This is a genomic window from Rhodoferax sp., assembly GCF_028715765.1.
Lineage (GTDB): Bacteria > Pseudomonadota > Gammaproteobacteria > Burkholderiales > Burkholderiaceae_C > Rhodoferax.
The window spans coordinates 1-17,782 of record NZ_JAQURE010000055.1; the positions used below are offsets into that span (position 1 = coordinate 1).

At 58.4% G+C, this 17,782-nt stretch carries 15 protein-coding genes; 9 read left to right on the forward strand and 6 right to left on the reverse strand.

Features of this window, described 5'->3' with window-relative positions; genetic code table 11:
- Nucleotides 1–82 precede the first annotated feature (82 nt).
- The 8 genes from PHT20_RS14520 (at nt 83) to PHT20_RS14555 (ending at nt 9,484) form a co-directional block, all read left to right on the forward strand.
- Complete coding sequence (locus tag PHT20_RS14520) at nt 83–1,888, forward strand: sodium:solute symporter family protein (protein WP_301021077.1); 1,806 nt, start codon at nt 83–85, stop codon at nt 1,886–1,888.
- 174 nt (nt 1,889–2,062) lie between these two features.
- The gene (locus tag PHT20_RS14525) at nt 2,063–2,416 is read left to right on the forward strand and encodes a hypothetical protein (RefSeq protein ID WP_300084496.1); all 354 of its coding nucleotides are present in this window, start codon (nt 2,063–2,065) and stop codon (nt 2,414–2,416) included.
- Nucleotides 2,417–2,421: 5 nt separating this feature from the next.
- Nucleotides 2,422–2,634: a hypothetical protein gene (locus tag PHT20_RS14530; RefSeq protein WP_301021078.1), complete on the forward strand. Its 213-nt coding sequence runs from the start codon at nt 2,422–2,424 to the stop codon at nt 2,632–2,634.
- 3 nt (nt 2,635–2,637) lie between these two features.
- A complete protein-coding gene (locus PHT20_RS14535; protein ID WP_301021079.1) occupies nt 2,638–5,373 on the forward strand; it encodes a sensor histidine kinase in 2,736 nt (911 codons plus the stop codon).
- Nucleotides 5,374–5,375: 2 nt separating this feature from the next.
- On the forward strand, nt 5,376–5,753 hold the full coding sequence (locus tag PHT20_RS14540) for a response regulator (RefSeq protein WP_301021080.1): 378 nt from the start codon (nt 5,376–5,378) through the stop codon (nt 5,751–5,753).
- Nucleotides 5,750–7,924: an exonuclease domain-containing protein gene (locus PHT20_RS14545; protein ID WP_301021081.1), complete on the forward strand. Its 2,175-nt coding sequence runs from the start codon at nt 5,750–5,752 to the stop codon at nt 7,922–7,924. Before PHT20_RS14540 ends, PHT20_RS14545 begins: the two co-directional genes overlap by 4 nt.
- A gap of 52 nt (nt 7,925–7,976) precedes the next feature.
- A complete protein-coding gene (gene nhaD / locus PHT20_RS14550) occupies nt 7,977–9,257 on the forward strand; it encodes a sodium:proton antiporter NhaD (RefSeq protein WP_301021082.1) in 1,281 nt (426 codons plus the stop codon).
- 17 nt (nt 9,258–9,274) lie between these two features.
- A complete protein-coding gene (locus tag PHT20_RS14555; RefSeq protein WP_300084502.1) occupies nt 9,275–9,484 on the forward strand; it encodes a hypothetical protein in 210 nt (69 codons plus the stop codon).
- A gap of 3 nt (nt 9,485–9,487) precedes the next feature.
- Here PHT20_RS14555 and PHT20_RS14560 read toward each other — a convergent pair whose 3' ends face one another.
- The 3 genes from PHT20_RS14560 to PHT20_RS14570 all read right to left on the reverse strand — a co-directional run bounded on the left by PHT20_RS14560 (nt 9,488) and on the right by PHT20_RS14570 (nt 12,541).
- On the reverse strand, nt 9,488–11,353 hold the full coding sequence (locus PHT20_RS14560; RefSeq protein ID WP_301021083.1) for a putative nucleotidyltransferase substrate binding domain-containing protein: 1,866 nt from the start codon (nt 11,351–11,353) through the stop codon (nt 9,488–9,490).
- A 69-nt stretch (nt 11,354–11,422) separates the two neighbouring features.
- The gene (locus PHT20_RS14565) at nt 11,423–11,980 is read right to left on the reverse strand and encodes a hypothetical protein (RefSeq protein ID WP_301021084.1); all 558 of its coding nucleotides are present in this window, start codon (nt 11,978–11,980) and stop codon (nt 11,423–11,425) included.
- 105 nt (nt 11,981–12,085) lie between these two features.
- Complete coding sequence (locus tag PHT20_RS14570) at nt 12,086–12,541, reverse strand: DUF2721 domain-containing protein (protein ID WP_301021085.1); 456 nt, start codon at nt 12,539–12,541, stop codon at nt 12,086–12,088.
- Between the two features lie 97 nt (nt 12,542–12,638).
- Between PHT20_RS14570 and PHT20_RS14575 the strand changes: the two genes are divergently transcribed.
- Entirely contained in the window at nt 12,639–14,240 is a 1,602-nt protein-coding gene (locus PHT20_RS14575; RefSeq protein ID WP_301021086.1) for an ATP-binding protein, read from the forward strand.
- Nucleotides 14,241–14,254: 14 nt separating this feature from the next.
- On the opposite strand, the gene PHT20_RS14580 is transcribed toward PHT20_RS14575, so the two are convergent.
- The 3 genes from PHT20_RS14580 to PHT20_RS14590 are packed head-to-tail and all read right to left on the reverse strand — an operon-like array spanning nt 14,255 to nt 17,526.
- Nucleotides 14,255–15,436: an MFS transporter gene (locus PHT20_RS14580; protein ID WP_301021087.1), complete on the reverse strand. Its 1,182-nt coding sequence runs from the start codon at nt 15,434–15,436 to the stop codon at nt 14,255–14,257.
- Nucleotides 15,433–15,891 carry an HAD hydrolase family protein gene (locus tag PHT20_RS14585; protein ID WP_301021088.1) on the reverse strand — a complete coding sequence of 153 codons (459 nt, stop codon included), beginning with the start codon at nt 15,889–15,891 and terminating at the stop codon, nt 15,433–15,435. Before PHT20_RS14585 ends, PHT20_RS14580 begins: the two co-directional genes overlap by 4 nt.
- 3 nt (nt 15,892–15,894) lie before the next feature.
- Entirely contained in the window at nt 15,895–17,526 is a 1,632-nt protein-coding gene (locus PHT20_RS14590) for a peptide chain release factor 3 (protein ID WP_301021089.1), read from the reverse strand.
- Between the last annotated feature and the right edge of the window lie 256 nt (nt 17,527–17,782).

The following is a 17,782-nucleotide window of genomic DNA, read 5'->3' on the forward strand; positions in this document are numbered from 1 at the left end:
GTGGCGCAGATTTTTTACTACGCCTGGCGCATGAACAACCTGGACATCAAGTTTGATGTTCATGAAGACTGAGGACTAAAACATGGATCTTCAAACCACAATCTACCTTATGGTGGGCTTGAGCTTTGCGCTCTACATCGGTATTGCCATTTGGGCACGTGCCGGGTCTACCAGTGAGTTTTACTCTGCCGGTGGCGCCGTGCACCCTGTGCTCAACGGCATGGCTACCGGTGCTGACTGGATGTCTGCCGCGTCATTCATCTCCATGGCTGGCTTGATCGCCAACATGGGTTACGGTGGCGGCTTGTTCCTGATGGGTTGGACTGGCGGCTACGTGCTGCTGGCCATGTTGCTGGCACCGTACCTGCGCAAGTTCGGTAAATTTACCGTGCCGCAGTTCATTGGTGACCGCTTCTACTCCAAAGGTGCAGCCGTGATTGCGGTGGCCTGCTTGCTGACCGCATCGCTGACCTACATCATTGGTCAAATGACCGGTGTGGGCGTGGCGTTCTCGCGTTTCTTGGGCGTGACTTCTGAAACAGGTATTTACGTCGGTATGGGCATTGTGTTTTTGTATGCTGTGTTTGGCGGCATGAAAGGCATTACCTACACCCAAGTGGCGCAATACGTGGTGCTGATTCTGGCCTACACCGTGCCAGCCATCTTCATCTCGCTGCACCTCACCGGCAACTTCTTGCCTCAAATCGGCTTGGGCGGCACCATGACGGGCACCGACATGTCTTTGTTGGCCAAGCTTGACTCTGTGGTGACTGACCTGGGCTTTGGCAAATACACCACCACCACGGCGGGTAGCACACTCAACATGTTTGTGTACACCATGTCGTTGATGATTGGTACTGCTGGCTTGCCCCACGTGATCATGCGATTCTTCACAGTGCCTACCGTGAAAGACGCACGGTCCAGCGCGGGTTGGGCTCTGGTGTTCATTGCTATTTTGTACACCACCGCACCTGCAGTGGCAGCCATGGCCAAGTTGAACCTGCACGCCACAGTGAACACTGCGGTGGTCAAAGGTGGTGACTTGTATGCCCCAGAAGCTTCCATCTTGGCTGAAACCCGCCCGGACTGGATGAAACGTTGGGAAAAAACCGGTTTGCTGAAGTTTGCTGACAAAAACGGCGACGGTCGCATCCAGTACTACAACGACAAGTCCAAGAACCCTGAAGCTGTGGCCAAAGCCGCTGCTGCAGGCTGGAAGGGTAACGAGCTGACAGTGAATGCCGACATTATTGTGCTGGCCAACCCTGAAATTGCCTTGCTGCCTAACTGGGTGATTGGCTTGGTGGCTGCCGGTGGCTTGGCTGCTGCGCTGTCTACAGCGGCTGGTTTGCTGATGGCTATTTCTTCAGCTGTGTCGCATGACTTGATCAAGGGTATCTTTGTGCCAGAAATCTCTGAAAAGGGTGAGCTGCTGGCTGGCAAGATTGCCATGGCCGGTGCGATTGTGGTGGCTGGCTACTTGGGCTTGAACCCTCCAGGCTTTGCGGCTGGTACGGTGGCGCTGGCCTTTGGTATTGCCGCTTCGTCGCTGTTCCCTGCCATCATGATGGGCATCTTCTCCAAGAAGATGAACAAAGAAGGCGCCATGGCCGGTATGCTGGCTGGCTTGTTCATCACCTTGTTCTACGTGTTTGCACACAAGGGTTTGTTCTTCATCAAGGGCACTGAATACCTCGGTCTCATTGGTGGTCCTAACCCCTTCTTTGGCATCACGCCTGAAGCCTTTGGTGCCATTGGCGCGCTGGTGAACTTTGCCGTGGCCTTCTTGGTGGACAAAGTCACCCCAGAGCCACCAGAGCACATTCAGCACATGGTTGAAGCCGTGCGTATTCCACGCGGATCCAAAGTGGTGGACGGCGCCCACTAAACCGCGCTTGTAACCCCTGTATTGACACCCAACCCCTCAGACGCGGGTTGGGTTCATGAGCAAAGCCCTGACAGTGTCACGCTGGCAGGGCTTTTGTGTTAAGACTTAGTCCAAACGGTTTGGCTATGTGCCCGCAGTTTGGCGTAAGCCTTTGAATTTGAATTGGAGTTTGGCATGGTGTTTGATATCAGCGTCGCAATGACCTGGATTTTGTTTTTGGCGTTGTTTCCCATCAGCTTTGTCTGGCTGCGCCGGGCTTGGCGCATTGTGATGAACCGCGATTTTTCTGAGGTGGCCATCAAGCGCGGCGAGTGCCCACCCCACCCGGAAAAATATGCGCCTTATGAAATGGCCATCAACCTGGTGGCGGGCGTGGTGCTGGTGTGCGTGATTGGCGCGGTACTGCTGGGGTATTGGGAATATGACGTGTGGAGTGCGGTGGCGGGTAGCACCATCTGGTGCAAATTTTTTGCCAGTTTTGCGCTCAGCCGCCAAGCCCATGCCAAGTGGGGCAAAAGCCGGGCTTAACGCGCATGCGCCACAGCCTGACAACCCAGCGCCTGGTGGCCTTGTTTGGCTGCGGCTGGTTGTTGCTTAACTTTCCGTTGCTGGGGTTGTGGGATGTGGCGGTGCAGGTGTGGGGCTTGCCTTTGTTTCCCACAGCGTCATTCACACTTTGGGCACTGTTGATCGGTCTATTGGCCTGGTTGATGGAGCGCCAGCCACCGCCTGATGAGGACGCCTAGGCCATGCTGTCGCCGGTGTGGGTGATTGGTGCGTCGTTTGTGTATTTGCTGCTGCTGTTTGCGGTGGCCAGTTTGGGCGACCGGCGTGCGGCGCAAGGGCGCTCGATCATTGCCAACCCCTGGACGTATGCTTTTTCCTTGGCGGTGTATTGCACCGCCTGGACGTACTTTGGCAGTGTCGGGCGCGCCGCCTCTGGCGGCATTTGGTTTTTGCCGATTTACCTTGGCCCCACGCTGGCCATGATGCTGGGCTGGCTGGTGCTGCGCAAGATCATCCGCATTGCCAAAACTTACCGCATCACCTCGATTGCCGACTTTATTGGCAGCCGCTATGGCAAAAGCCCGCTGTTGGCGGGGTTGGTCACGGTGATTGCGGTGGTCGGCATCGTGCCCTACATTGCGCTGCAGCTCAAGGCGGTGTCAGCCGGTTACGGGCTGCTCACGCTGCCACTTGGCACCGTGGTGGCAGAGCGGGCGCATTGGGCACAAGACAGCACGTTTTACATGGCACTGGCATTGGCTGGCTTCACCATGGTGTTTGGCGCGCGCCACCTTGACTCGGCGGAGCGGCATGAGGGTTTGGTGGCGGCCATTGCGTTTGAGTCGGTGGTCAAGCTGGTGGCCTTTTTGGCGGTGGGCGTGTTTGTGGTGTATGGCTTGTTCAACGGGCTGGGCGACCTGTTTGCCAAGGCCAATGCGGTGCCCGAGCTGGCCAAACTGCTGCGGTTGGAGCAAAACGGCAGCTTTGCCTGGACCCAGTGGTTTGCCCTGACGCTGCTGTCCATGCTGTCGGTGATATTTTTGCCACGCCAGTTTCAGGTGATGGTGGTGGAAAACGTGCGGGAAAGCCATTTGCGCCGCGCGGCGTGGGTGTTTCCGCTGTATTTGCTGCTGATTAACTTGTTTGTGTTGCCGATTGCGGTGGGCGGCTTGCTGTATTTTGAGGGGGCACCGGTGAATGCAGACAACTTTGTGTTGTCGCTGCCACTGGCGGCAGGGCAACCCGCGTTGGCCTTGTTTGCATTCATTGGCGGCTTGTCGGCCGCCACCGGCATGGTGATTGTGGAAACCATTGCGGTTTCGACCATGGTCTGTAACGAGTTGGTGATGCCGCTGCTGCTGCGCACCGCACACTTCAAGTCTGAGGCCGGGCACGACCTCACGCGGGTGCTGCTGGCCATTCGCCGTGCCGCCATATTGGGCGTGCTGGTGCTGGGCTATGTGTATTTTCATTTGGCCGGCGAGGCCTATGCGCTGGTCAGCATTGGGCTGATCAGTTTTGCCGCGGTGGCGCAGTTTGCCCCAGCCGTGCTGGGTGGGTTGTACTGGAAAGGTGCCACCCGCTTGGGCGCGTTCACTGGTTTGCTGGCGGGTTTTGCAATGTGGGGCTACACGTTGATGCTGCCCTCGTTGGCCAAGTCGGGCTGGCTTGACGATGCCTTTTTGTTGCAAGGTCTGTGGGGCATGGCCTGGCTGCGCCCCGAGCAATTGCTGGGCTTGCATGGGCTGGATAACTTGACGCACTCGCTGTTTTGGAGCTTGCTGGTGAACCTGGGCGCCTATGTTGGCTTGTCTTTGTGGCGTGCGCCCAGCGGCCAAGAGGCCAGCCAGGCGCTGCTGTTTGTGGATGTGTTCGAGCGCACCACCAGCGCCCGGCCGGTGTTTTGGCGCGGCCGTGCCACAGTGCCTGATTTGCTATGTTTATGCGAGCGCTTCATGGGCGTGGATAGGGCGCAAGCGCTGTTTTTGACCTATGCCAAAAAGATGCGGCTGGGGCACCTGAAGGACATCACCCCCGATGCACGGTTGGTACAGTTTGTCGAGACCCAGCTGGCGGGTGCGGTGGGCAGTGCCTCGGCGCGGGTGCTGGTGGCCAGCAGTGTTGAAGAAGAAACCCTCACGCCCGACGATGTGTTGCGCATCCTGGACGAAACCTCGCAATTGCGCGCCCACTCGATGGAGCTGGAAGAAAAGTCCAACTCGCTGGAGCGAGCCACTGCCGAGTTGCGCGCCGCCAACGACCAGCTCAAAAGCTTGGATCGGCTCAAGGACGACTTCATGTCGTCCGTGACCCACGAGCTGCGCACCCCTTTGACCAGCATTCGTGCCCTGGCAGAGTTGATGCGCGACGACCCCAAGATCGACCTGGCGCAGCGCAAGCAGTTCATTGACATCATCGTCAGCGAGACCGAGCGTTTGTCGCGTCTGGTGAACCAGGTGCTGGACATGGCCAAAATTGAATCAGGCCACGCCGAGTGGCACACCGAGCAAGTCAATTTGAGCGCTTTGGTGCAGCAGGCGGTGGTGACCACGGGTGAACTCTTCCGAGAAAAACAGTGTCAGGTGGCGCTGGCACTGCCCGACACCCCTGTGAGTCTGATGGCTGACCCCGACCGGCTGACCCAAGTGATGCTGAATTTGCTCTCCAACGCCGCCAAATTTGTGCCGGTGCCGGGTGGTCGGGTTGCTGTAAGCCTGAGCAGCGACCATGAAGAGGTGACGGTGCGGGTGCAAGACAACGGCCCAGGTGTCACGCCAGAGCAACACGCGCTGATTTTTGAGAAGTTCCGCCAAGGCGGCGACGCAGCCAACCGGCCCCAAGGCACCGGGCTGGGCTTGCCCATCAGCCGCCACATTGTGGAGCACTTTGGCGGGCGCTTGTGGTTGGCATCTGTGCCGGGGCAGGGCGCGGCCTTTTGCTTTGCCCTGCCCTTGAAACCCATAACTGAGGAGACATAAAAATGAGTCAAACCAAAATTCTGGTGGCTGATGACGAGCCCAACATCGTGATTTCGCTGGAGTATTTGCTCAAGCGCGAAGGCTATACGGTGCTGGTGGCGCGCGATGGTGAAGAAGCCCTGGCCGTGATTCGCCGCGAGCAGCCTGACCTGGTGCTGCTGGATGTGATGATGCCTAAAAAAACCGGTTTTGAAGTCTGCCAAGAGGTGCGCGCTGATGAGGCGCTGCAAGCCATCAAAATCTTGATGCTGACCGCCAAAGGCCGCGACACCGACGTAGCCAAAGGCACGGCACTGGGGGCAGATGCCTACATGACCAAGCCTTTTTCGACCCGCGAACTGGTGCAAAAAGTGGCCGAGTTGCTGGAGCGCACCGCATGAATCCGCTCAAGCTCGACCGCCGTCTGGTGCTGGCGATCATTGTCATTGGGCTGGCCACGCTGGCTTGGCTGCTGGTCACCATGGGGCTGATTGTGTCAACCCTGGCACCCGAGCAGCGCAGCTTGGTGACCGAGCAACTGGCCCCTCGCATGGTGCTGATTGGCTTGACCTGGGCGTTTGGCCTGGTCAGCATTGCGGCCACCTTGCGTTGGCTGTTTCGCCGCTACGCCACGGCGCCAGCGCGGTTGCTGGAGCAAACCCAGGTGCTGCTGGCAGCCCCCAAAGCAGCACCCATGGATCACCAGGGCACCAAAGAGACCAAGGCGCTCGCCGAAGCCATATTTCAACTGGCTTCGCAGCGCGACAGCTTACGTGAAGACGTGGCAGCGCAAATTGCCCAAGCCAGTCAAAGCGTGCAGGCTGAAAAAAACCGACTGGCCGCCCTGATGGCCGAGCTCACGCAAAGCGTGGTGGTGTGCAACCTGGATGGCCGCATCATTTTGTACAACAGCCGTGCCCGGCTGCAGTTCAAAACGCTCTCGGCTGCCCCCACGCTGGCGGGCGGTGCTGAGCTGGTAGGTATTGGCCGGTCGATCTACGCGGTGTTTGAGCGCCAGCTGGTGGCGCATGCGTTGGAGAGCATTCAACAGCGCTTGCAGCGCGGCGCGGGCAGCCCATCGGCGCAGTTTGTCACCACCACGCAAGCTGGCCAGTTACTCAAAGTGCAAATGGCACCGGTGCGCAATGTGGATGCCAGTGGTGCGGCGGCTGAGATCAGCGGCTTTGTGCTGATGCTTGACAACGTGACCCGCGCGTTTGAAGAAGAGCATGTGCGCGACCAACTGCTGCATGGGCTGACCGAGGGCAGCCGTTCCTCGCTGGCCAACATCCAGGCAGCAGTCGAGATGCTGGCCTACCCTGACCTGGAAACCGACATGCGCGAGCGTTTTTTGAACGTGGTGCGCGAAGAGGTGCACAGCATGAGTGCGCGCATCACCAGCATGACGCAGCAAGCCACCCAAGGCCTCAAAGCCCGCTGGCCGCTCGAAGACATGCTGGGCGCTGACGTGCTGTTGGCCACCCAGCGGCGCATTGAGGCGCGTAGCAAGCGCAGCGTGACGCTGGAAAACCTGGATCCTTCGATCTGGCTGAAGGTGGACAGCTTTAGCCTGACGCAGGCGCTGGACTATTTGGCACTGCGCTTGGTGGATGAGTTTGACATCAAGTTTTTCAGGTTGCGCTTGCAAGCCAACGGCAACCGGGCTCAGTTGGACTTGATCTGGACGGGCCAGGCCATGAGCACCGAGACCGTGATGAGTTGGGAAATGGACAGCATGCGCTTTGGCAATGAGAGCACGCCGCTGACCGTGCGCGATGTGGTGGAGCGCCATGGCGGCGAGATGTGGTTTGAGCGCGAGCGCATTCGCCACGAGGCATTTTTCAGGTTTTTGCTGCCCATGGCCAGCGTGCAAGAGCAACTGGAAGCCACCCAGATTCTGCAAAACGACTCGCGTCCCGAGTATTACGACTTTGACCTGTTTCAAACCACCGACCAGACCAGTGCCATGGATGACCGCTTGCTCAGCGAGTTGTCGTTCACGGTGTTTGACACCGAAACCACGGGTCTGAACCCGTCTGAAGGGGATGAGATCATCCAAATTGGGGCGGCGCGCATTGTCAATGGCAAGCTGCTGCGGCAGGAAAGCTTTGAGCAGCTGGTTAACCCTGGGCGCTTGATTCCGGCAGCCACCGTGCCCATCCACGGCATCACGCAAGACATGGTGCGCGGCAAACCCGCCATCACCGAGGTATTACCGGCGTTTTACACGTTTGCCCAAGATACTGTGCTGGTGGCGCACAACGCGGCCTTTGACATGAAATTTTTGCAGCTGCAAGAAAAAAATACCGGCCTGGTGTTCAGCCACCCGGTGTTGGACACTTTGCTGCTCTCCGCCGTGGTGCACCCGGCGCAAGAGTCGCACCGGCTCGAAGCCATTGCCGAGCGCTTCAACATCACTGTGCTGGGGCGCCACACCGCGCTGGGCGATGCTTTTGTGACGGCTGAGGTGTGGCTGCGCCTGCTGCCGCTGTTGCAAGCCATGGGCATTACCACCTTGCGCCAAGCTCGCGAAGCGGCGCAGAAGACTTTTTATGCGCGGCTCAAATATTGAGACAATGCACCGCTGATTTTTTGCCAACGAATACTGTAAGGAGACTGATGACATGTTGACCGCCTTGGTGATTATTTTTGTGCTGGCGTACGCTGCCATTGCCCTGGAGCATCCGCTCAAGGTCAATAAATCGGCCTCTGCCTTGATTGGTGCGGGGCTGCTGTGGACGGTGTATGCCATTTCCACAGGTGACCACCATTTGGTCAGTGAGCAGTTGGGTGAGTCGCTGATGGGCACTGCGCAAATTGTGTTTTTCTTGCTGGGTGCCATGACCATTGTGGAAGTGGTGGATGCACACAATGGCTTTGACGTCATCACCACCCGCATCAAAACCCAAAAACTCTCCACCCTGATGTGGTTGGTGGGGTTTGTGACCTTTTTCTTGAGTTCTATTTTGGACAATCTGACCACCACCATCGTGATGGTTTCGTTGATGAAAAAGCTGCTCGACAAGCGCGACGACCGTCTGTTTTTTGCCGGCATCATCATCATTGCGGCCAATGCCGGTGGTGCTTGGTCGCCCATTGGCGATGTCACCACCACCATGCTGTGGATTGGTGGGCAAATCACCACCACGGCCATCATCAAAGGGGTGTTTTTGCCATCGCTGGTGAACTTGCTGGTGCCGCTGGCAGTGACCAGCTACCTGCTGCGCGGTCGTGCGGTAGAAGGTGTGGTGTCTGTGGACGATGATCAATTGCAGGCGACACAATTTGAAAAAAACCTGATGTTCTTTTTGGGTTTGGGTATTTTGGTGGCCGTGCCAGTGTTTAAAACCGTGACCCACTTACCCCCTTTCATGGGCATTTTGTTTGGCCTGGGGCTGTTGTGGCTGGTGGGTGATTTGGTTCACAAAAACAAGGAAGACGACGAAAAAGAACATTTCACGCTGGTGCATGCGCTGACCAAAATTGACATGGGTTCCATCGTCTTTTTCATTGGTATTTTGTTGGCTGTGGCCTCGCTGGAGCACAGTCACATTTTGACATCGGTGGCGCAGTGGCTTGATCAGACAGTGGGGAGGCAGGACGTGATCGTGACGCTCATTGGGCTGGTCAGTGCTGTGGTTGATAACGTGCCGCTGGTGGCCGCCTCCATGGGCATGTACAGCCTGACGCAGTACCCTGCTGATAGTTTTTTGTGGGAGTACATGGCGTATTGCGCGGGCACTGGCGGCTCCATTTTGATCATCGGCTCGGCCGCCGGTGTGGCCGCCATGGGCTTGGAGAAAATTGACTTTATTTGGTATGTGAAAAAGATCAGCTGGCTGGCGCTGATTGGCTACTTTGCTGGTGCGCTGTTTTATGTGGTTGAGTTCCAGCTGACGCACTGATCATGATGCGCGCCCCCATGACTTCAAAACAATCGCAACGCGGTGCTATTCGTGGCGACGGCATCACGCTGCTGGTGGCTGGTGTGGCTTTGGGCGGCTTGCTGGTGTACTCCGCCACGTCGGGCTATGCGCTGCCGTTTTGGCCCGCCATGGCCGTGATTGGCGTCAACTTGTTTGCCGCAGGCCGCTTGGCCTGGACCGTCATCAAAGCCAAAAAGAACCGGTAACGCTCAAAACCGGCCGCCCGAGTAGCGTTGTTGCAACACCCCTTGCAGGGTTTGCACCACGCTGAAGGCTTCTTTGAGGTGGCTGCGCTCAAAGTTGGACAGCTCTTCCAGTGCCAAAAAGTTGTCTGGCGCTTTGTGTTGAGCCGTTTGCCTGGACTGGTGTGCAATGCGCAACTTGCCCAAAAATTCCAGCGCGTCACGCAGGTCGCGCGCTGCTTGGGCGCTGACTTCACCCGCTTGCGACGACACCTCCAGCCGGTCGTGGGTGTTGGCCACCGTCACCCCAGCGGCCAGCGCATAGACCCGTGCCAAATCCACAATCGGCACGATGCCGGTGTGTTTCAGGTCGATGGTGTGGGGGTTGTCGCCGCCTTTGATCAGGGTGATCTGGCCAAACATGCCCAAGGGTGGGCGGTGTTTCAGTGCGTTGCTGACCATGTGTGCCAAAAACAGGCTGTTGCCCTTGGTGTGCTGCACCACTTGCTGGCGCAGGCTTTCTAGCAGCTCGGCCTTGCCGTGAATGGCGCGCAGATCAAAAAACACGCAGGTCAGCATCAGCGACTTGGGCTTGGGGCTGTCAACCCATTTGTGAAAGTAGTCGGCCCAGACCCGGCGGGGTTGGCGCCATTGGTCGGTCATGGCCATCATTTCGCCAGGGCAGTGGATGTAGCCGCACTCGGCCAAGCCATCGCAGACAAATTGTGTGAATGCCTTGAAATAGTCACCATGTCGGGCTTCCTCAAACGCGTCGTCCAGCACCAGACAGTTGTCTTGGTCTGACTTGGCGGTTTGCTCATTGCGTGCCTGGCTGCCCGCTGCCACCCAGACGTAGTCCACTGGAGCCGGGCCCAGCGTGGCCTCAGCCAGTTGAATCAACCGGATGGTGATGGCATCGGTGATGGAGGTGATGATGTGGCCGGTGCTGTAGGCGCTGGCATCGGCTGCGGCCAGGTGCTGCTGCAGTTGTTTGATGCGGCCGCTGATTTGTTTGAGCCCGTCAAGCGTGGTTTGCTTGTAAATGTCACTGGCCAGGTAGACCGCTGAGGTGCTGTGCTGCTCGGTCAGATCGGTGGTGGTGATCATGCCCAAAATGTGCTGGCCATCCATCACCGGCATGTGGTGGATGTTGTGGCGCGCCATCAGCAGCAGGGCTTCGAAGGCCGGGCTGTTGGCGCTCACAGTCATGGGTGCCAGTGTGGCAATGTCAGACACGGGTCGTGAAATGTCCATGCCGAGAGCCACCACTCGGTTGCGCAGGTCCCGGTCGGTGACCAGGCCAAACAAATGGTCTTGCTCGACCAGCAGCACCGAAGACACACGCAGGTCACGCATCAACACTGCCACATCTTGAATCGAGGTGTGGGGTGCCAGGGTGATGGGTGGGCGCTTGATCAGGGTGCGAATTGGGGTGCTGAGCAGATTGAGTGACTCGTCGCCAGCGTTGCCCACTGGGCTGGCCGTTGAGGCGGTCGGCAGGGACGGGAAAAAATAAGCCAATTCGTGGTGCTGCTGGCACAGCGTGGCCAAAGTTTCAGGTGGCAACCAGGCAATTTCACAGGCGCTGTTTGCCTTGGCTTGCCAGGTGGTGAGTTGGCGCAGCGGTGTGGCACCCAAGCCAAACATCTCACCGGGGTGCAAGCGCACTTTCAGACCCAGGTCGGGGTCTAGCAGGCTGACTTCACCACTCAAAATCAAGCCCATGCGCGTGGGCAATTGACCCTGTGCCAAGACAATGTCTGCCGCTTGTGCGTGGGCGCACTCAAACAACGGCTCAAGCGCTTGCCGCGCGCTGGCATTGAGCAGCCCCCAGATGCGGTGGTGGACTAAAACGGAGGCAAGAGAGTCAGTGGGTTTTTGTTCGCGCGGCATGGTGGCAAGGCTGGCAGGGTCAAAGGGGGTGGAAGCAAGTGCCTGACTTGCTTCGGGTTTGCCCTGATGCTACAGCACTTGAAACAGCTTTTCGCGAAACTCGGGCAGGCGCTTGGCACCAATCACGCTGCCCTCCATGGTCTCCACCCACCTGGGGTAAACCCGGCGCACCTCTTGCGGCGTTTTGCAGCCAAAAATGGCTTCAAGCAAGGTCAAACGCGTGTTTTGTTGAAAAACCGTGTTCACGGTGTTCATCATGAAGTTTTTGGCCATCTCCGCCTGCTTGAAGGTGCGCGTTTCTGCCGGTGGCAGTTGAGCCAGGTCATCTTTCGATGTGGCTGCTTTTTGGGGCGATGCGCTGCTTGATGAGGAGGCTTTAGAGGGCGCTGCCGACAGGGTCGCCGTGACTTCAATGCAGCCTTTGGCCACCAACTCATTGAGCAGCTCGGCCAAATTTTGTACCCCGGTGAGCGTGGCAAGTTCTTGGTACTTTCTTTTGCCATCAATCAAGATCAACACACGCCGCGTCAAGGGGTTCAAACCGAGTGCTCTGGATTGAATTTCTTGCTGACCTAGGGCTGTTTTTCCAAAAACGGCAAGGCTTGCGTCAGGTGTGGAGTCCGTCATGGGTCTGTGGGCTTGAGTTGGATGGCGTGGAATGTGAAATCTGACCGATTTTGTCTTTTTTTTGATTGATTAGGGTTTACCCTTTGCGTAGTTTTGCCGATGGGGTCAAAGCGATTTGCGAGTGCGTCCAAATTTCAGCACGCGGGTGGCAATCACGGTTTCTGTCAAGAAGCACAACAACGCCAGCAAAAAGCATGTCACACCCGAGAGGAAAAGCACGGTGGCAATGCGAAAAATCTGCAGTTCGGTGGTCTCTCCCAAAAACAGCGCCATGATGGTCAGGCCAATCAATATGGCGCAAAACGTCAACAGGGCAATGCAGGCGTTGACCAGACGGCCACGCTTGCGCAACTGGCGCAGTTCTTCCAGCTCGGTTGTCATGGGGGCGCTGTCCGGGCTGGCATCGACCCGGGTTTCAAGCACCCGGGCGCGGTCGATGATGCGTGCCAGCCGCCCGGCCACACTGCCAATCATGCCGGCCACGGCGGTCAGTAAAAACACTGGGGCGACGGCAAGCTGGATGCCGTGGGTGACGGTGTCTAGATCGGTGGCAAAAAACATTCGGAGTTTCTCCTGTGAAGGAGGCCAAGTATCGCGTCTTCTCCCGGGTTCGCTATGCCAAAGCGCCAGGTGCAGGTGATCTGCCTAAAATCATTCAATGCTGCCCATCCCCTCATCTCCCTCTGACAGAGCGCTTATACGGCGCAAGCTGCCCATTGGTATTCAGACCTTTCGCGAGATCATTGAGGAGGGCTACTACTATGTGGACAAATCCGGCTATGCGGTCGACCTGGCCGAAACGGGCAAGTATTACTTTTTAAGCCGCCCACGCCGCTTTGGCAAAAGCCTACTGCTTGACACCTTGCGGGCATTGTTTGAAGGCCAGCAAGCGCTGTTCAAAGGTCTGTTGGCTGAGCCGCGCTGGGACTGGCGTAAAAAATATCCCGTCATCCGGGTCAGCTTCTCTGACGGCGTGCTGAGAGACCGTGCCGAGCTGGATCAGCGCATCACCGACATCCTGCGCCAGAACCGTGTGACCCTGGGCTTGGTGCTGCCGCGGGGTCTGCCCGAGTCAGATACCGCTGGCAATTTTGGCGACTTGATCCGCCAAGCTCACCAAAAAACCGGCCAACGTGCCGTGGTGCTGATCGACGAGTACGACAAGCCGATTCTGGACAATATTACGAACAGCCCGGTAGCGCTGGACATGCGCGAGGGCCTTAAAAATTTCTACTCGGTGCTCAAAGGTGCGGACGAACACCTCAAATTTGTCTTTCTAACCGGGGTCTCCAAGTTCAGCAAAGTCAGCCTGTTCTCTGGCCTGAACAACTTGACCGATATCACGCTCGACGCGCAGTACAGCGCCCTGTGCGGTTACACCGATAACGATGTGGACACAGTGTTTTCCCCTGAATTGGGTGGGTTGGATCGCGAGGAAATCCGCCGCTGGTACAACGGCTACAACTGGCTGGGTACACCGGTGTACAACCCGTTTGACCTGCTGCTGCTGTTTCGCAGCCGCGAGTTCCGCCCCTACTGGTTTGAGACCGGCACGCCCACGTTTTTGATCAAACTGCTGGCCCAGCACCAGCAGTTCACTCCCGACCTGAGCCGCATCGTGGCGCAAGAGGCCTTGCTGTCCACCTTCGACGTGGACAACATTCCGCCGGAGGCGCTGATGTTTCAGGCCGGCTACCTCACCGTGGACAGCGTCTGGCGCATACCGGGGCGGATGGAACTCAAGCTCAAGTACCCTAACCTGGAAGTGCAAGCCAGCCTGAACGACAGCTTGTTGCAAAGCCTCAGCGGTGGCTTGTCCATCCCAGGGCCGCAGATCAGTCGTCTTTATAAGCTGCTGCTGGCGGGTGACATTGCAGGACTCAAAACCCTGTTCCACGCCTTCTACGCCAGCATTCCGCACGACTGGTACCGTAAAAACGAACTGGCCAATTTTGAGGGCTACTACGCCAGCATTTTTTACAGCTACTTCGCCGCGCTGGGTCTGGACATTCGGCTGGAAGACAGCACCAGCCATGGCCGCATTGACATGGCGGTGTTGTTCAATGGGCAGGTCTACCTGTTTGAGTTCAAGGTGGTTGAGTTAACGCCAACCGGCCAGGCTCTGCAGCAACTCAAAGACATGGCCTACGCCGACAAGTACCGCGCCAGGGGTGAACCAATTCACCTGATTGGCGTGGCATTCAGCAAAGTCAGCCGAAACATTGTGGAGTTTGAGGTTGAAACGCTCTCAATTAAATAGCTGCTTGCGCATGTTTAACAAGGGCTAGAGGTCATTTTGGCTTTGAATAAAGCCAGCAGCCCGATAGTCGCCACGCTGAACATCAGCGCCGGAAACCCCAGCCCTACCGATACGTCGATCAACGCGCCGCAAGCCGCAGAGGCGCTCAAGCCCCCCAGCGTGTAGGTCAGCACCAGCACGGCGGTGCTGTTGATCAGCGCCAGACCCTTGTTGCTGGCCCCAATGTCGGTCATGGACAAGGTGTAGAGCGCACCCCCGGCGGCCCCCCAGACAAAGGCAAGCGGCCACACCAGCGCGGTGTGGCTCACGGCCAATGGGCTGGCCAGGGTGACCAGCAGAATCAGCCCGGTGAACACCCGCATCATCAGCCTGCGCCCTTGTGCGGCTGAGGCAAACCGGTCCGCCAGCATGCCCGAGGGAATGGCCAACAGCGTGCCACCCAGGCCACTCACCGACACCAGCAGCGCGGCGGCACTATCACCCATGCCCAAAGTCAGCCCATACAGCGGCAGGATGGAGGCCAGCCCCAGCTCAAAAAAGCCGCCCACAAAGCCCGCCAGCATGATCACCGGGTGCGTCAGCACCGCATGCCACAAGCCCAGCAGCCCGATGCGGGCAGTGTGCTGGTCATGATCGGGCGGCAGCACCGGGATCAGCGCCGTCCAGGCCAGGCCAAGAAACAGCAGGGCCATCACCAGCCACAGCGCGGTAGTGCTGTCGGTGTCAGCCCAGGCCAGCAGCGTGGGGCCAATCACAAAGGTCATGCCGACCATGGTGGCGTAGATGCCGATGTAGCGGCCAATCTGGCGGGGCGGGGCAAATTCGGCAATAAACGCCTCGGCCAGCACCCAGCGCAAGCCGCCGGCGATACCCGCCAGCAGCTCCAGCGCAAACCACAGCCACAGTGTGCTGGTGGTAAAGAACCCCAGGGCGGCCACCAGCGGCATGCCTGAAGCCAGCCACATGGTTTGGCGGCGCCCCAGCTTCTGCGTTACCTTGGATGCAAACGGGGTCACGATCAACACGCCCAGCCAGGTGGTGGCGGCAAACAGCCCGGCCAGGGTGGTCGAGACCTCGGCTTTTTTCAGCATCAAGAGCATCAGCGGCGACAGCATGAAGATGCCCGAGAGCTGGAACAGCGTGGAACCAAACACGCTCAGCAGCCCGATTTTGGAGCCCGTGGTAGAGCGATTCATCGGGCTTGCGCTTGCAAAATGGCCTGCTCCACCTGGGGCATCTCATGCCGCACCCGTTGCGCCATCTGGCACATTCGGGCGCTGTTGCTGGCCCGTGTGGCTTCGGGTTGATGGTATATTTTTGATAGCTTCTTGCGCTTTTTGAATAAGGGCTGCAGGCCATTTTTATCCAAAATTTCAGGGGCAAAAGCCAAGGCCCCGTTTTCTGCCAGCTGCGCATCCACGAGCCATGGCGCGATGCCAAGCGCCGGGTCACCAAGGGCAAAGCGCACACACCAGCCCACCGGTCGCCCGGTGACGGGAATCACCTGCAGCCCGGCCGCTTTTAAATCGCTCAGCGCTTGTAATGCGTCAGGGGTGATGACCCCATCGGTGGTTAACGTGTCGTCAGTGTCGGTGAAGATGCCGCTGATCTGGCGGCGATCTTGCAGCGACCAGTCGGCCAGCGGTTGCATGGATCAACCCGCCGATTGCAGTGCCAGCCCCGCATGCTCGCGCAGCGGGTGAAAGTGAATCTTGGGGAAGCGCTCCTGCGCCAGCCGCACGTCATACGGGCTGGTGCACAGGTAGGCCAGGGTGTCGGCCGCGTCGCGAGCCATGCGCTGCGGGTAGGCATTAACGAATTCCTGCAGTTCTTTCGGCGTGTCGGCGGTGATCCAGCGCGCGCCGGTGTATTGGCTGGCTTCCAAGCGAATGTCGGCATCGTATTCACCCTTGAGGCGGTGCTGCACCACCTCAAACTGCAACTGGCCGACAGCCCCCAGCAGCATGTTGCCGCCCATCTCGGGGCGAAACACCTGAATGGCCCCCTCTTCACCCAACTGCGCCAGACCTTGCTGGAGCTGCTTGGTGCGCAGCGGGTTGCGCAAAATCACGGTGCTGAACATTTCCGGGGCAAAAAACGGCAGGCCGGTAAACAGCAGGTTGACCGAGCCGTCGGTGATGGTGTCGCCCAGCTGCACGCCGCCGTGGGTGGTAAAGCCGACGATGTCACCAGCATAGGCCTCTTCCACCGCCTCGCGGCGCTGGCTCATGAATGTCACCACGCTGGTCGGACGCAGTTCTTTGGCGGTGCGCATCACCTTGAGCTTCATGCCAGGCAGGTACTTGCCGCTGGCGATGCGCACAAAGGCAATGCGGTCGCGGTGGTTTGCATCCATGTTGGCCTGCACCTTGAACACCACGCCGCTGAAGGCATCGTCTTCAGGTTGCACTTGTTTGATGACGGGCTGTTTGTTGACCACAAAGCTGCTGGTGCGCGCACCTGGCGACGGGGCCAAGTCAACCAACGCGTCCAGCACCTCCATCACGCCAAAGTTGTTCACGCCCGAGCCGAAGAACACCGGGGTTTGTTTGCCAGCCAGGAAGGCTTCACGGTCAAACGTGGGGGAAGCGCCGGTAGCCAGTTCCATGCTCTCCAGCGCCGTGACCCAGTCGTGGCCAAAGCGCGCAGCCAAGGCCTCAGGGTGCGCCAGCGGCACGGTCTCGAAGTCTTGCGGGCGGCGCTCGCTGCCCGACTCAAACACCGTCATGGCCTGGGTGCGCAGGTTGATGATGCCGCCAAAGGTTTTGCCCTGGCCCACCGGCCAAGTCATAGGCACGCAGGGCATACCCAGCTCACGCTCGACCTCGTCCAGAATGTCCAGAGGGTCGCGTACCTCGCGGTCCATCTTGTTGACGAAGGTGATGATGGGGGTGTCGCGTTGGCGGCAGACCTCGATCAGGCGGCGCGTTTGCGACTCAACCCCGTTGGCCGCGTCAATCACCATCAGCGCCGAGTCCACGGCGGTCAGCACGCGGTAGGTGTCTTCAGAAAAGTCTTTGTGGCCGGGGGTGTCAAGCAGGTTGATGACGTGGTCGCGGTAGCTCATTTGCATGACTGAGCTGGCCACTGAAATGCCGCGCTGCTTCTCGATTTCCATCCAGTCACTGGTGGCATGGCGGCTGGCCTTGCGGCCCTTGACGGCACCCGCAATCTGGATCGCGCCCGAGAACAGCAGCAGCTTTTCGGTCAACGTGGTTTTACCGGCATCCGGGTGGGAAATGATGGCAAAGGTGCGGCGGCGGCGGGTTTCAAAGGCGTAGGTCACAGGGGTCTCGATTCAAGAGCGGGCGGCGCACCGTTTGTGGTGCATCCTTGGCAAGAGTGCGCTGCCAGCGTGAAGGGGTGGCAGGTCAAACTTGAGGGTAAGCCTTGATTTTAAAGGCTTGCGGGTGGCGGGTTTACCGGGGTGCGATGTAAAGTGATGTGAATCCGAGTCAAGCCGCATAGCGGTAATGAGTTGACCAGTAGCTGCGCCATTCATTGTTGGCCCTGCAGACTCTGAGGGCGAGCATATGTTCAGC

Excerpts from the sequence above, each read along its gene's own strand:
- PHT20_RS14545 (WP_301021081.1), top strand. The coding sequence starts at position 5,750 with ATGAATCCGCTCAAGCTCGACCGCCGTCTGGTGCTGGCGATCATTGTC.
- PHT20_RS14570 (WP_301021085.1), bottom strand. The coding sequence starts at position 12,541 with ATGTTTTTTGCCACCGATCTAGACACCGTCACCCACGGCATCCAGCTT.
- nhaD (WP_301021082.1), top strand. The coding sequence starts at position 7,977 with ATGTTGACCGCCTTGGTGATTATTTTTGTGCTGGCGTACGCTGCCATT.
- PHT20_RS14580 (WP_301021087.1), bottom strand. The coding sequence starts at position 15,436 with ATGAATCGCTCTACCACGGGCTCCAAAATCGGGCTGCTGAGCGTGTTT.
- PHT20_RS14585 (WP_301021088.1), bottom strand. The coding sequence starts at position 15,891 with ATGCAACCGCTGGCCGACTGGTCGCTGCAAGATCGCCGCCAGATCAGC.
- PHT20_RS14535 (WP_301021079.1), top strand. The coding sequence starts at position 2,638 with ATGCTGTCGCCGGTGTGGGTGATTGGTGCGTCGTTTGTGTATTTGCTG.
- PHT20_RS14525 (WP_300084496.1), top strand. The coding sequence starts at position 2,063 with ATGGTGTTTGATATCAGCGTCGCAATGACCTGGATTTTGTTTTTGGCG.
- PHT20_RS14560 (WP_301021083.1), bottom strand. The coding sequence starts at position 11,353 with ATGCCGCGCGAACAAAAACCCACTGACTCTCTTGCCTCCGTTTTAGTC.
- PHT20_RS14530 (WP_301021078.1), top strand. The coding sequence starts at position 2,422 with ATGCGCCACAGCCTGACAACCCAGCGCCTGGTGGCCTTGTTTGGCTGC.
- PHT20_RS14540 (WP_301021080.1), top strand. The coding sequence starts at position 5,376 with ATGAGTCAAACCAAAATTCTGGTGGCTGATGACGAGCCCAACATCGTG.
- PHT20_RS14520 (WP_301021077.1), top strand. The coding sequence starts at position 83 with ATGGATCTTCAAACCACAATCTACCTTATGGTGGGCTTGAGCTTTGCG.
- PHT20_RS14555 (WP_300084502.1), top strand. The coding sequence starts at position 9,275 with ATGACTTCAAAACAATCGCAACGCGGTGCTATTCGTGGCGACGGCATC.
- PHT20_RS14575 (WP_301021086.1), top strand. The coding sequence starts at position 12,639 with ATGCTGCCCATCCCCTCATCTCCCTCTGACAGAGCGCTTATACGGCGC.
- PHT20_RS14565 (WP_301021084.1), bottom strand. The coding sequence starts at position 11,980 with ATGACGGACTCCACACCTGACGCAAGCCTTGCCGTTTTTGGAAAAACA.